Below are 12,778 nucleotides of genomic sequence, written 5' to 3'. Positions count from 1 at the left end.
ATGGCGAAATCACCCGGCCGGTCCAAGGCGGCGAGCGGCAAGGGTGGCGGCAAACAGATTGTCGCCACCAATCGCAAGGCACGGCACGACTATTCGGTGCTCGAGACCATCGAGGCCGGAGTCGCTTTGCAGGGCACCGAGGTCAAAAGCCTACGGGCGGGCCAAGCTTCGTTGGCCGATGCGTTCGCAACCATCGACGACGGCGAAGTGTGGCTGCGCAACCTGTACATCGGCGAGTATCAGCACGGTAGCTGGACCAACCATGATCCGCGTCGAAACCGAAAGTTGTTGTTACATAGGCAACAAATTGACAGGCTGGTCGGCAAGATACGTGATGGTAACCTCACCTTGATGCCGCTGTCATTGTATTTCTCGGAGGGCAAGGTGAAGGTCGAGCTCGCCCTGGCCCGCGGCAAGCGCGCTTACGACAAACGCCAAGACATGGCCCGCCGCGACGCCCAGCGTGAGGTGGTCCGTGTCCTTGGGCGCCAAGCCAAGGGCATGTCCTGATCGGGGCCGCTTACGCCCAGCTGTCGGCCGTGACGTACGGCGTCAGCGACTTCGTGGGCGGGGTCGCAGCGCGGCGGGTCGCCGCGCTGCGCGTGATGCTGGTCGCATACCCCATCGAGACCGTCCTGCTGGGCGTGATGGCGCTCTTCGTCGGCGGACCCATCCACGCCGGTGCGATCGTCTGGGGCTCCTTGTACGGCGTCGGGATGGCGTTCGGCATGTGGGCGTTCTTCGCGGCGCTGGGCTCGGGGCCGATTTCGGTGGTGTCGCCGTTGGCGGCGGTGCTCAACGCGGCCGTGCCCGTGGCGGTGGGGATGACGTTGGGGGAGCGGCCCGGTCCCGCGGCCCTGGTGGGCGTGGTGCTGGCCCTGGTCGCGGTGATGCTGGTCAGCCGCGAGGCGCCCGTCGAGGGCCCGACGCCGTACCGATTCACCCCAAAAGTGGCGTGGCTCACCATCGTCGCCGGCGCCGCCATGGGCCTCAACATCGTCTTCCTGCACCAGGCCCCGCACGTCTGCAAGCTGTGGCCGCTGGTGTTCGCGCGGGTGGCCGCCAGTGCGGTGGTCTTCGCGATGGCCGGCTCCAGCAACAACCTCAAGCTGCCCGCGGGCAAGCCGTTGCGGTTGGCGGTGGCCGTCGCGCTGCTGGACATCTTCGCCAACATCACCATGCTGGCGGCGTTGCACACCTGGCTGCTGTCGTTGGCCAGCATCCTGATCTCGCTGTATCCGGCCGCGACGGTCGTGCTGGCGATGGTGGTCTTGCGCGAGCGCGTCACCCGCTGGCAGGGCGTCGGCATGGCGCTGGCCATGGGTTCCGTGGTGATGATCGCCGGAAGCTGACCCGGTGGCGCGGCCTACTATTGGGCCGTCGGCACGAATCACCGGGAGTAGCAGTTGGGCGCGTTCGATACCGAAGACCCCGTCATCCGCGAGCTGAGCGGAGCGGTGGAACGCAGCCCTGACGTCCTCGAACTGCGCCTGCATCTGGCCGGTCTGCTGGCGGACAGAGGCCGCCACGCCGAGGCGCTGACCCACTGCAGCACCGCGTTGACCCAGGATCCGGGCAATCAGCAGGCGCTGAGCCTGTTGCAGCGGTGCAGCGCGGCGCTGGCCGGCGCGCCGTCGGCGCCGGCCGAGCCGCAGCCCGCCCCGCGGGACGGCTTCGACTGGTCGAGCGCCGAAAAGGAGGTCGCCGACATCATCGAGCCGGCGTTCGTCGAACAGCCTCCCGATGCCGTGAACGAGGACGACTTCGACGCCGTCCAGCGCGTGCGCGTCCGGCTCGACGACGTCGCGGGGATGGAGGAGGTCAAGCGCCAACTGGAGTTGTCGTTGCTCGGGCCCATCCGCAATCCCGAGCTGATGAAGGCGTTCAAGGTGTCCGCGCGCGGCGGCCTGCTGCTGTACGGGCCCCCGGGCTGCGGCAAGACCTTCATCGCCAAAGCGGTTGCCGGTGAGCTGGGCGCCAACTTCTACCAAGTCGGGATCGCCGACGTGCTGCACCACTATCTCGGCGACAGCGAGCGCAGCATCCGTTCCATCTTCGACACCGCCCGGCGCAACGCGCCCTGCGTGTTGTTCTTCGACGAGGTGGACGCGTTGGGTCACCGGCGCTCGGCGTTGAGCGGCAACTCCGGGCTGCGGTCCGTGGTCAACACCTTGCTGGAGGAGATGGACACGGCCACCTCCGTGAACGACGGTGTCTACGTGCTGGGCGCCACCAACGCGCCGTGGGACGTCGATGTCGCACTGCGGCGGCCCGGGCGGTTCGACCGGATGATCTTCGTCGGGCTGCCCGACACCGGGGCCCGGGCGGGCATCGTGCGCTCGCACTTGCAGGACCGGCCCGTCGCCGGCATCGACCTAAAGTCCATCGCCAGCCGCACCGACGGCTTCTCGGGTGCCGACCTGGCCTACGTCTGCGAGACCGCGACTCAGCTGGCCATGGCGGACTCGCTGCGCAGCGGTCAGGTCCGCCCGGTCACCATGGCCGACATCGACGCCGCCGCGGGCCAGATCCGGCCGAGCACGGGGCCGTGGTTCGACACCGCGCGCAACGTCGTCGAATTCGCCAACGGCGACGGCACCTACGACGAACTGGCGAAGTACATGCGGCGCAAGAAGTTTCGGTAAACCCCGATGACGTCGCAGCCTCGCATCGAGGGGATCGACGAGGCCATCCGTGTCGCCGACGCCTACGTCGACGCCAATAACTACGAACACGCACGCGACATCCTTCGCCGGTCCTTGTCGCAAAACCCGAACGACCCTTCCTTGCTGGCCTCGTACGCGCGCGTGGAGATCGTGCTCGGCAACAACTGGCAAGCGGCGCACAGCGCTTACGCGTCCTTGGCCGGCGCGCCCAACTACGAGTTCGCGATGCGGATCTACGCCTTGGCGCTGTACAACCTGGGCCGCCAGCACGACGGGCTGTTGATGGCCTGGCGGGCAGTCACGTCGCACCCGAATCAGGCTGCACCGCTTCGGCTTTACGCGCAGTTGTTGCACGGCACGTGGCAGTTGCCCTCGGCGCTCATTGTCATCGACAACGCGCTCTACCTCGACCCGCACGACGTGGACGCCCTCATCCGGCGTGGCGCGATCCTGCACGACATGGGCCGCAGCGATGAATCCGACGCGGCATATCAGGCGGCGCTGGCGCTCGATCCGGCCAATGCGCAAGCTCTCAACGATCTTGCCGTTCACCGCTTGCGGCGCTTCAAGCTCGGCCCGGCCCTGCGAGGGTTCCTGGGTGCCGCGGGCAGCGATCCCGAGTACGGCAACCTCAGCCGCTGGAACATCGGCGTGGCTCTGCAAAGGGTGCTGATGTTCGTGACCATCGGCGCCGGCGTGCTCAGCGGGCTCCTCGCTTGCGCGGCCGGACTCCACTCGGAAGGCCATCCGACCGCGACGCTACGCGTATTCACGGGGCTGCTGACCGTCGCCTTGATCGTCGTGTTGGGCTGGTTGTTCCGGCAGATACCGCGGAACATCATGGTCTCGGTGCTCAAGGAACAACCCTTCACCGCGTTGCGTATCGGCCATGCCCTGGCCGCCGTGGTGGCGGGGGCGTGGGTCACCGCAATCCCGTGGCCGGTCGGCTTCATCGCCGTCGGCGGGATACTGACCTTGCTCGCCCTGGTGATCGTCCGCGTCGGCTTCTTCATCGGAAAGTGACCGGCCTACCATCCGAGGATGGCCCAACGTCTCGTCACCACGCTCGACAAGCCCCTCGTCCTCGCCGCCCTGTTCGGGGTGTGGGACGACGTCGACGCGCTCCTGGACGGCCTGCCCGAGGCGCAATGGCAGGCGGCGAGCCCACTGCCGGGTTGGGACGTCAAGGCCCTCGTGTCGCACATGATCGGCACCGAATCGTCGCTGGCCGGTGTCGCGGCGCCCGAGCCCCACGCCGACGTGTCGGCGCTCGCGCACGTGCGCAATGATGTCGGCGCGCTCAACGAGCGCTGGGTCCGCCACTTCGCCGCGCAGCCGGGCACCGCGGTGCTGGAGCACTTCCGGGCGATCACCGGCGAACGGCGCAGGGCCCTGAGGGAGCTGCCGGAGGATGAATGGAACGCCGTGACGACGACGCCGTCGGGGCCGGACAGCTACGGGCGCTTCATGAGGATTCGGGTGTTCGACTGCTGGATGCACGAGCAGGACATCCGCATCGCGCTCAACCGGCCCTCATCCGACGACGAATTGGATGGCCCCGCGGCACGGCTCTCGCTCGACGAGATCGCGGCCACCATGGGGTTTGTGGTCGGCAAACTGGCCAAGGCGCCCGACGGTTCCCGCGTCGAGGTAGACCTGACCGGGCCGCTCGCCCGAGCGATCCGCGTCAACGTCGACGGCCGCGCGCAGGTGGTCGACGACTTCGGCGCGCAGGCACCGACGGCGACGATCCGGCTGGACGCGCTTCAGTTCACCAGGCTCGCCGGCGGCCGCCCGCTGTGCCCGGCGCGCAGCCGCGACGTCGAACTCGGCGGTGACGAGGGCGTCGCCGCGCAGGTGGTCGAGCGGCTCAACTTCGTAATCTGACCGTCGCCGAGCCCGGGAAGATATTTCCGTTGCCGCTGGTTCTTGTACAGGTACTATTGATTGTCCTGCCGAAAGTCGGCGGGGTGCGAGGGGCTGAACGGTTTCGACTTCGCGCATCGAATCAAGGGAAGCGTGCCGGTGCAGGCAACTGACCACCGTAAGCGTCGTTGCAACCATATAAGCGCCGATTCACATCAGCGCGACTACGCTCTCGCTGCCTAAGCGACAGCTAGTCCGTCAGACCGGGAACGCCCTCGACCCGGAGCCTGGCGTCAGCTAGAGGGATCAACCGTTGAGTCCGGTCGCGGGACTCAACGGGACACCAACAGCGACTGGGATCGTCATCCTGGCTTGTTCGCGTGACCAGGAGATCCGAGTAGAGGCATAGCGAACTGCGCACGGAGAAGTCTTGAGGGAATGCCGTAGGACCCGGGTTCGATTCCCGGCAGCTCCACCCATGAAGTGCTGTTGATATCGGCGACTTTGGCGAGAGTTGGCCTCCGCGTCAATAAGGGCGGTTACTGTTCGAGTGGATGGTCTCGACTCGCGTCCCCCTGTGAATTCACGATCGGTCTCGCGCTGCGGGAACTGAGCTCGAAGCCCATTGCGTCAGTGGTGCCGCCCGGGGGTGTACGCATGGCGGCATCCCACTGACCTAATCGAAAAATGCCGGGCTTCTCCCACCCTTATCGGGTGAAGTCTCTATTCCGAACGGCGATGAGGCGCCGTGCGCCGGTGAACTGCTGCCAAATATTGGGACCACCGCGGCGCGGGGGTCACAAGTCGAACGGAGCCACATGTCAGACCACCGCCTCAACGATGCGCGCGAGCGCGGCGCCGAACCGATCGCGATTCTCGGGATGGGCTGTCGGTTCCCGGGCGGCATCACCTCGCCCGACGATCTGTGGCAGCTTCTCATCGAGGAGCGCGACGCCAACTCGGAGTTCCCGGTCGATCGCGGATGGGATCTCAACGCGCTGTTCGGGCCGGATCCCGAGGCGCCACGCGCCACCTATGTCCGCGCGGCCTCCTTCGTGACACATGCCGCTGGTTTCGACCCGGCGTTTTTCGGCATCAGTCCCCGCGAAGCCGAAGCCACCGATCCCCAGCAGCGGCTGCTGCTCGAGGCGGCCTGGGAGGCGCTCGAGCGGTCGAGAATCGACCCGAATTCACTGCACGGCAGCGACACTGGGGTTTTCTTCGGTGTGGGCGCACAGGAGTACGGCCCGCGGATCTGTGACGAAACCGAGGGATTCGCCGGCCATCTATCGACAGGCACCACGACGGGCGTGGCATCGGGCCGGGTGTCCTACACGCTTGGACTCGAGGGCCCGGCGCTGACGGTCGACACCTCCTGCTCGTCGTCTCTGGTGGCGGTGCACCTCGCGATCCAGTCGTTGCGTTCGGGTGAATGTGGCTTGGCAGTGGCGGGTGGCGCGACCGTGGTGTGCTCGCCGAGCATCTTCGTCGGGCTCGGCCGGCTTGGCGCGCTGAGCCAAGATGGTCGGTCCAAGCCATTCGCCGCGGCGGCGGACGGCTTCGGCGTCGCCGAGGGTGCTGGAGTGCTGGTGTTGGCCACGCTGTCGCGTGCGCGCAGTCTCGGTTATCCAGTGCTGGCGCTCATCCGGGGTAGCGCAGTCGGACAGGACGGCGCCTCCGACGGGCTGTCGGCCCCGAGCGGTGCGGCGCAGGAAAAGGTGATCCGGCGCGCGCTGGCAAACGCGGGCCTGGGCGCCGAAGACGTGGCCGTCGTCGAGGCGCATGGCACCGGGACCATGGTGGGCGACCCCATCGAAGCCAGGGCGCTGCAAGCGACATACGGCGAGGCGCACTCGGCGGCGTCGCCACTGCTGATCGGCTCGATCAAATCGAACATCGGCCATTCACAGCAGGCATCGGGGATCGCCGGGATGATCAAGACCATCCAGTCGATTCGGCACGGGGTGCTGCCCGCGACGCTGAATCTGGACGCTCCTACGCCGCACGTGGATTGGTCGTCCGGAACGATGGAGGTGGTCGGGAGTACCCGCGCCTGGCCCGACCAGCCGCATCAGCCCCGGCGCGCAGGCGTGTCGTCCTACGGCATCAGCGGAACCAATGCTCACGTGATCCTCGAGCAGGCGCCGGCCGAGTCTGCCGCCGAGGAGCCGGCTGACGAGCGGCCGCTCATCGTCCCGTGGATACTGTCCGCAAAGTCGGCGCCCGCGTTGGCTGGCCAAGCAGCTCGGTTACGGTCTTTCCTCGACCAGCACCCCGACCTCGATCCGGTCGATGTGGCGTACTCGCTGAGCACCACCCGGGCGCTATTCGACCACCGCGCGGTCGCATTCGGAGCTGACCGTGACGAGATGCTGAGCGGGTTGGAGGCGATCGCCGGCAGTGAGCCCGCACCCAACGTGGTAGTCGGACAAGCTACTGCGGCGGGACGGACCGTCTTCGTCTTCCCCGGCCAGGGATCGCAATGGACGGGGATGGCGGTCGAACTGCTGGACTCCGCGCCGGCTTTCGGTGACCAAATGCGGCTCTGCGACAAGGCTTTCGCCGAATTCGTTGACTGGTCACTGCTCGACGTCGTGCGCAACGGCGCCGGCGCGCCCGACCTGAACCGGGTCGACGTGGTGCAGCCGGTCTTGTTCGCCGTGATGGTGTCGTTGGCCGCCCAATGGCGGGCGCAGGGCATCGAGCCCGACGCCGTGCTCGGCCACTCCCAGGGCGAGATCGCGGCGGCCTACGTCGCGGGCGCCCTCTCGTTGCGAGACGCGGCGCGGGTAGTCACCTTAAGAAGCAAGGCGCTCACCGCAATCGCGGGAACCGGCGGCATGGTATCGATCGCTCGACCGATCGGACGGGTCCGCACACTCATCGAACCCTGGGCGGGATCGCTGTCCGTCGCCGCGCACAATGGCTCGTCGTCGACGGTCGTCACCGGCGATGCCGCCGCCTGCGACGAACTCCTTGTCGCCTGCGAGCGAGAAGACGTGCAAGCCAAGCGAATCCCCGTCGATTACGCCTCGCATTGCGCTCACGTCGATCAGCTGCGGGAAACGCTGAGCGCGGCGCTTTCCGGGCTGCGGCCGCGAACCGGCGACGTCGTATTCATCTCCGCCGTCACCGGTACCGAAATGGACACGGCGAACCTCGATGGCGAGTACTGGTTCACGAATCTGCGGCAGCCGGTGTTGTTCCACCAGGCGGTCCAATGGGCACACGAGAACGGATTCGACGCCTTCATCGAGTCCAGTCCGCATCCCGTGCTGACCATCGGGATCCAGGAATCATTGGACAACGTCGGGGACGACTACGCCGTCGTCGGGACCCTTCGGCGCGGTGACGGAGGTTTGAGGGGGGTTATGCTTGCCGCCGCCGACGCGCACGTCAACGGGAAATCACCCGATTGGACGGAATTCTTCCGAGGCACCGGTGCGCGTCACGTCGACTTGCCGACTTACGCGTTCGAACACAAGCGTTACTGGATGGACGCCGGGACGGGAGCCATTGACGCGAGTGGTCTCGGGATCAGCGCTGCGGAGCATCCGCTGCTCGGCGCGATTGTGCCGCATGCGGATTCGGACGAGGTCATCCTCACCGGTCGGCTATCGCTCGCGTCCCACCCGTGGTTCGCCGACCACAAGGTGTTCGGGACGGTGATCGTGCCGGGTGCGGCCATGGTGGAGATGGCTCTGCGCGCGGGCGAATGCGCCGGCACCCCGCGGGTGGACGAGCTGATTTTGCTGGCTCCGTTGATTATCGACGAACACCGCGGTGTAGCAGTGCAATTAGTCGTCGGTCAATGGACCGAGTCGGGCGAGCGTCCGGTTCGGCTCTACTCGCGAATCGACGATGGTGTGGACCGGCGGTGGACACGCCATGCAGAGGGTGTGCTCTGTCCGGACGTCGCGGCCACCGACCAGGCCGAGACCGAACAATGGCCGCCCGCGGGCGCGGAGCCCATCGACGTCACCGAGCTATATCAAGCGCTGGCCGCCCGTGGGTACGAATACGGCCCGACATTCCGCGGCTTGCGGGCGGCATGGCGTCATGGCGGCGAGGTATTCGTCGAGGCCACCCTGCCGGAGCAGGCGCACCAGAAAGCCGACCCGAGCCGGTTCGGTTTGCATCCGGTGCTGCTGGATTCGGTCCTGCAGGGGGCGGCGTTCGGCGGCGTCGTCACGACATCGGACGTCACCCGGCTGCCCTTCGAATGGCAGGGCGTCTCGCTCGACGTGGTCGGAGCAACGCAGGTGCGGGCACGGATCGCGTTCGACGACAACGACCGGATTTCCGTGTTTGTGATGGACGACCGCGGGGCCGCGATCGGCCGTATCGATTCGCTGGCCCTGCAAAGCGTTTCCCCGAGTCAGCTGCGCGTGAGCACCGCCGCCGATGACGAGGTGTATGCACTTGACTGGCTCGAGCTCGCGGCGCCCGCGGGCGGCAGGGACGAGGTCGCGACCGATCACGTGACCGTCTTGCGGTTCCTCACAACGGCGTCCACCGGTGCCGCGCTTGCCGATGGGGCGCGACAGACGCTGACGCATGCGCTGCACCGGGTGAAGAATTGGCTGTTGAGCGCAAGCCGCAGCGACGACGCGCGATTGGTGGCGCTCACCTGTGGCGCGATCGCGATCGACTCCTCCGAGGATGTGGCCGATCTCGGCCAGGCCGCCGTGTGGGGACTGCTGCGTACCGCGCAGGCCGAGAATCCCGGGCAGATATCGTTGGTCGATATCGACGACTGGTCCCGCGCCGATTTCGCGGTCGCCGAAGCCGTTCGGCGGGATGAGTCGCAACTCGCGCTCCGCGATGGCGTGTTCTACGCGCCGCGACTGTCGCGGGCCACCGGCGAGCGCGTCGGGAGCCCGCAACTCGTGGAGGCGGAAGCTAGTTGGCGGCTGAGTACCCTGGGCAACGGAACGCTGGACTCCCGCAACGTCTTCCTTCGGCCGTGGCCTGAGTCCGACCGGCGTTTGGAGTCCGGCGAAGTGCGCATCGGCCTGCGGTGCGCCGGAATCAACTTCCGCGACGTCCTGACTGCGCTGGGTATGTACCCGGACCCCGACGCCGATGTGGGCGGTGAAGGTTCCGGCGTCGTGCTCGAGGTCGCCGAGGATGTCGTCCGTTTCGCCCCGGGTGACCGGGTGATGGGGATGTTCTTCGGCGCCGGATCCGTTGTCGTCGCAGATCATCGGATGCTCGCGCCGATCCCGTCGGGGTGGTCTTACGCACAGGCTGCGGCGGTGCCCGCGGTGTTCCTCACCGCCTTCTACGGGTTGGCAGACCTCGCGCATGCCAGGGCGGGCGAGCGAGTGCTGGTGCACGCCGCGACTGGCGGCGTTGGCATGGCGGCCGTGCAACTTGCCCGGCTTTGGGGTCTTGAGGTGTATGCGACGGCAAGCCCGGGCAAGTGGGACACCCTGCGCGACATGGGTTTCGACGAGGACCACATCGCCAACTCGCGCACGCTCGACTTCGAGCGAAAGTTCTCTGAGGCGACCGGCGGCGCGGGCTTTGACATCGTACTCAACTCGCTGACAGGGGATTTCATCGACGCGGGGCTGCGCCTGCTGCAGCGCGGCGGTCGATTCATCGAAATGGGCAAGGCCGACCTCCGGGCATCCGGTGAGATCGCGGAACGGCATCCCGGCGTTCAGTATCGGGCCTTCGATGTCTTCGAGGCCGGCCCCCACCGCGCCCAGGAGATCTTCGGTGAGCTCGTCGAGCTTGTCGAAAAGGGTGAGCTGCACCCGCTTCCGGCGCGTTCCTGGGACATCAGACACGCGTTGGACGCGTATCGATTCCTGAGTCGGGCGCGGCACGTCGGCAAGCTGGTTCTCAGTGTGCCCACGCCAATGAAACCCGAACGCACCGTGTTGATTACCGGCGGTACAGGTTTGCTTGGGGCGCTGCTGGCGCGGCACTTGGTGACTCACCACGGTGTGCGCAACCTGTTGCTCATCAGCCGGAGGGGCCGCGCGGCCGACGGTGCCGCCGCCATCGAATCCGAGCTGACCGAACTCGGCGCGTCGGTGCGGATCGCGGCGTGCGACGCGGCGGACCGGGGCGCGTTGCAGGCGCTCCTGGCCGAGGTACCCACGGAACACCCGTTGACCGCGGTGATTCACGCCGCCGGGGTGCTCAATGACGCGGTGTTCGCGGCTCAGACGTCACGCCACCTGGACGAGGTGCTGCGGCCGAAGGTCGATGCCGCGTGGAACCTACACGAACTCACCGCCGACGCGGACCTGTCGGCCTTCATCTTGTTCTCGTCGGTTGCGAGTCTGTTCGGTTCACTCGGCCAAGCCAACTACGCCGCCGCGAACGCCTTCCTCGATGGGCTCGCGCAGCATCGTCGACACCGCGGCTTGCCCGGTTTGTCGCTGGCCTGGGGGTGGTGGGCACAGGCCAGCGGCATGACAGGGCACCTCTACGAGCGTGATCACGCCCGGCTGTCCCGCATGGGATTCATCCCGATGACAACCGAGGACGGCCTCGCGCTGTTCGATGCGGCGTTCTGGCAGGCGCGCTCGTTCGCGATGCCGGCACAGATCAGCCGCACCGCCATCCGGTTCGACCCGTCGGGCACGGGACTGCCGTCGATGTTCCGTGGTCTGATCCGCACGGCACGCCGCACTGCCGCCCCCGTCGAATCCGGGTCTCATCTGCGGCAGCGGATCGCGTCGATGAGCGCCCCCGAGAAGGAAAGCGAACTGCTCGACATCGTGCGTTCGCACGCGGCCGCGGTGCTGGGACACAACTCCGCGGACGCGGTCGGCGCCGACCAGGAGTTCAAGGATTTGGGCTTCGATTCCCTGGGGGCCGTCGAATTCCGGAACCGCCTCAAATCAGTCACCGGCCTCAAGCTGCCGAGCACCGCGGTCTTCGATCATCCGACGCCAACCGCGTTGGCGCGATACCTGATTGGCGCGTTCGAATCCGATGAGGCTTCCGTGGACCAGGACAGCGACGCGGCCGATTCGCGGGAGATGGTCCGGGAGATGGTCTATGAAGTCGTCGTCTGATCCTCCGGCTCGGTGATTCGGGCGAATCCGGGCTAACGAAGCGCGCGGTTCAGGTGCCTGACAGCTTGCCCCAGCTCCGCTGACGAGGCGCCGGTCGACGGGGGAATGGGGACGGGCGGGACCCCACCAGCGACCCACGGGTTGGATTTTGCGTGCGGTTAGCGGCTTCAATGGTCACGGGTGGCACGTCGTACACGCCCTGATACCGCACACGAGACGCTGAAGAGGAGCTCTCATGACCTATCGCCGTCTTGCTTGGGCGCTCGGCGTGGCGGTGGCCGCGGCCGTCGTCCCAGTCCAAGCCCACGGCGAGCCGCCGACGAAGTGTCTCACCAACACCCCCAAGGGCAAGCAGGTCTACGTGCCCTGCGACCTGCTCAACGCGGGTGCGAACTTTCCGCCGGGGCAGCGGTGCCCTCCGCCGCTGGAGCAGTACTCCAAAGATGTCGCGGAATGGTGCGGTGACGGGCCCGGCCTGGCGAGCACGACGCCGACGACGCCCACGACGCCCACGACGCCCACGACTCCGACGACGCCCACGACACCCACGACTCCGACAACTCCGACGTCGAAAGTGCCGGCAGGGCATGGCCGCCCGTCGCCGGGCGCGGACGTCCAGGCGATGGCCGAACCGATCGTGCTGTGCGGCCCGCACGCCTTGGCCAGCGGAAGGTAGCGGGTGTCCGTCATGCGGAGGGGGTCGAAGACGTGTTGTTGCGCGTAGCCGTCTAACGCCGTCTCACTGAGCTTTTCGACCAAGGCGCCGAGCACGATGAAGTTGATATCGGAGTAGCTGTAGCCGCCGCCGGGGCCCGACTCCAGCGGCGTCGTGAGCGCTCGACGGATACCTTCCGCCTTGTCCGGCCCGTCCAGCCCCCACGGGTCCCCGAGGTTCACGTCGCCCGGCAACCCCGAGGTGTGCGTCAGCAACATGCGGACGGTGACCTGCGCACGGCGAGGATCGCCCGCGGTATTGAAGCCGGGCAGGTAGCGCTGCACGGGCTCGTCGATCGAGACAGAGCCGCGCTCGGCGAGCTGCATGACGGCCGTCGCCGTGGCGAGGCTCTTGGTCAGCGACGCCAGGTCAAAGATGGTGTCCTCGGTCATCGGCTCGGCGGGCGCGGGCATTCCCTCTAATCCGGGTTCGCCCGCAAGCTTGCGCGAGCCGTAGGCCCGACGGAAGACCACCTTCCCGCCGTGCCCGAT

At 67.2% G+C, this 12,778-nt stretch carries 6 protein-coding genes, 1 other RNA gene and 1 pseudogene; 7 read left to right on the top strand and 1 reads right to left on the bottom strand.

All coding sequences use genetic code 11. From position 1 onward, the window contains the following. The 7 genes from smpB to A5714_RS19160 all read left to right on the top strand — a co-directional run bounded on the left by smpB (nucleotide 1) and on the right by A5714_RS19160 (nucleotide 11,572). Nucleotides 1-510, top strand: a complete 510-nt coding sequence (gene smpB, locus A5714_RS19190) for an SsrA-binding protein SmpB (RefSeq protein ID WP_068070408.1) — start codon at nucleotides 1-3, stop codon at nucleotides 508-510. Continuing rightward, nucleotides 507-1,352 carry an EamA family transporter gene (locus A5714_RS19185; protein WP_156671129.1) on the top strand — a complete coding sequence of 282 codons (846 nt, stop codon included), beginning with the start codon at nucleotides 507-509 and terminating at the stop codon, nucleotides 1,350-1,352. Before smpB ends, A5714_RS19185 begins: the two co-directional genes overlap by 4 nt. 54 nt (nucleotides 1,353-1,406) lie before the next feature. Continuing rightward, the gene (locus tag A5714_RS19180) at nucleotides 1,407-2,645 is read left to right on the top strand and encodes a 26S protease regulatory subunit (protein WP_068287820.1); all 1,239 of its coding nucleotides are present in this window, start codon (nucleotides 1,407-1,409) and stop codon (nucleotides 2,643-2,645) included. Between the two features lie 6 nt (nucleotides 2,646-2,651). Further along, nucleotides 2,652-3,689 (top strand): tetratricopeptide repeat protein, encoded by a 1,038-nt coding sequence (locus A5714_RS19175; RefSeq protein ID WP_068287817.1) that lies wholly within the window; start codon nucleotides 2,652-2,654, stop codon nucleotides 3,687-3,689. 18 nt (nucleotides 3,690-3,707) lie between these two features. Further along, nucleotides 3,708-4,553, top strand: a complete 846-nt coding sequence (locus A5714_RS19170) for a maleylpyruvate isomerase family mycothiol-dependent enzyme (protein ID WP_068287814.1) — start codon at nucleotides 3,708-3,710, stop codon at nucleotides 4,551-4,553. Between the two features lie 89 nt (nucleotides 4,554-4,642). Beyond that, nucleotides 4,643-5,010, top strand: a transfer-messenger RNA (tmRNA) gene (gene ssrA, locus A5714_RS19165). 340 nt (nucleotides 5,011-5,350) lie between these two features. Continuing rightward, nucleotides 5,351-11,572, top strand: a complete 6,222-nt coding sequence (locus A5714_RS19160; RefSeq protein WP_068287812.1) for a type I polyketide synthase — start codon at nucleotides 5,351-5,353, stop codon at nucleotides 11,570-11,572. 555 nt (nucleotides 11,573-12,127) lie between these two features. On the opposite strand, the pseudogene A5714_RS19155 reads toward A5714_RS19160, so the two are convergent. Continuing rightward, nucleotides 12,128-12,778 (bottom strand): annotated as a pseudogene (locus tag A5714_RS19155) (serine hydrolase domain-containing protein); the annotation flags it as partial.

Source organism: Mycobacterium sp. E2462, assembly GCF_001672685.1.
Classification (GTDB): Bacteria; Actinomycetota; Actinomycetes; order Mycobacteriales; family Mycobacteriaceae; genus Mycobacterium.
Note: the sequence above shows the minus strand (reverse complement) of the source record. Positions and strands in the feature narration are given on the sequence as shown.

What these genes read in the sequence shown, in the direction of transcription:
- A5714_RS19160 (WP_068287812.1), top strand. Translation starts at nt 5,351, where the DNA reads ATGTCAGACCACCGCCTCAACGATGCGCGCGAGCGCGGCGCCGAACCG.
- A5714_RS19170 (WP_068287814.1), top strand. Translation starts at nt 3,708, where the DNA reads ATGGCCCAACGTCTCGTCACCACGCTCGACAAGCCCCTCGTCCTCGCC.
- smpB (WP_068070408.1), top strand. Translation starts at nt 1, where the DNA reads ATGGCGAAATCACCCGGCCGGTCCAAGGCGGCGAGCGGCAAGGGTGGC.
- A5714_RS19175 (WP_068287817.1), top strand. Translation starts at nt 2,652, where the DNA reads ATGACGTCGCAGCCTCGCATCGAGGGGATCGACGAGGCCATCCGTGTC.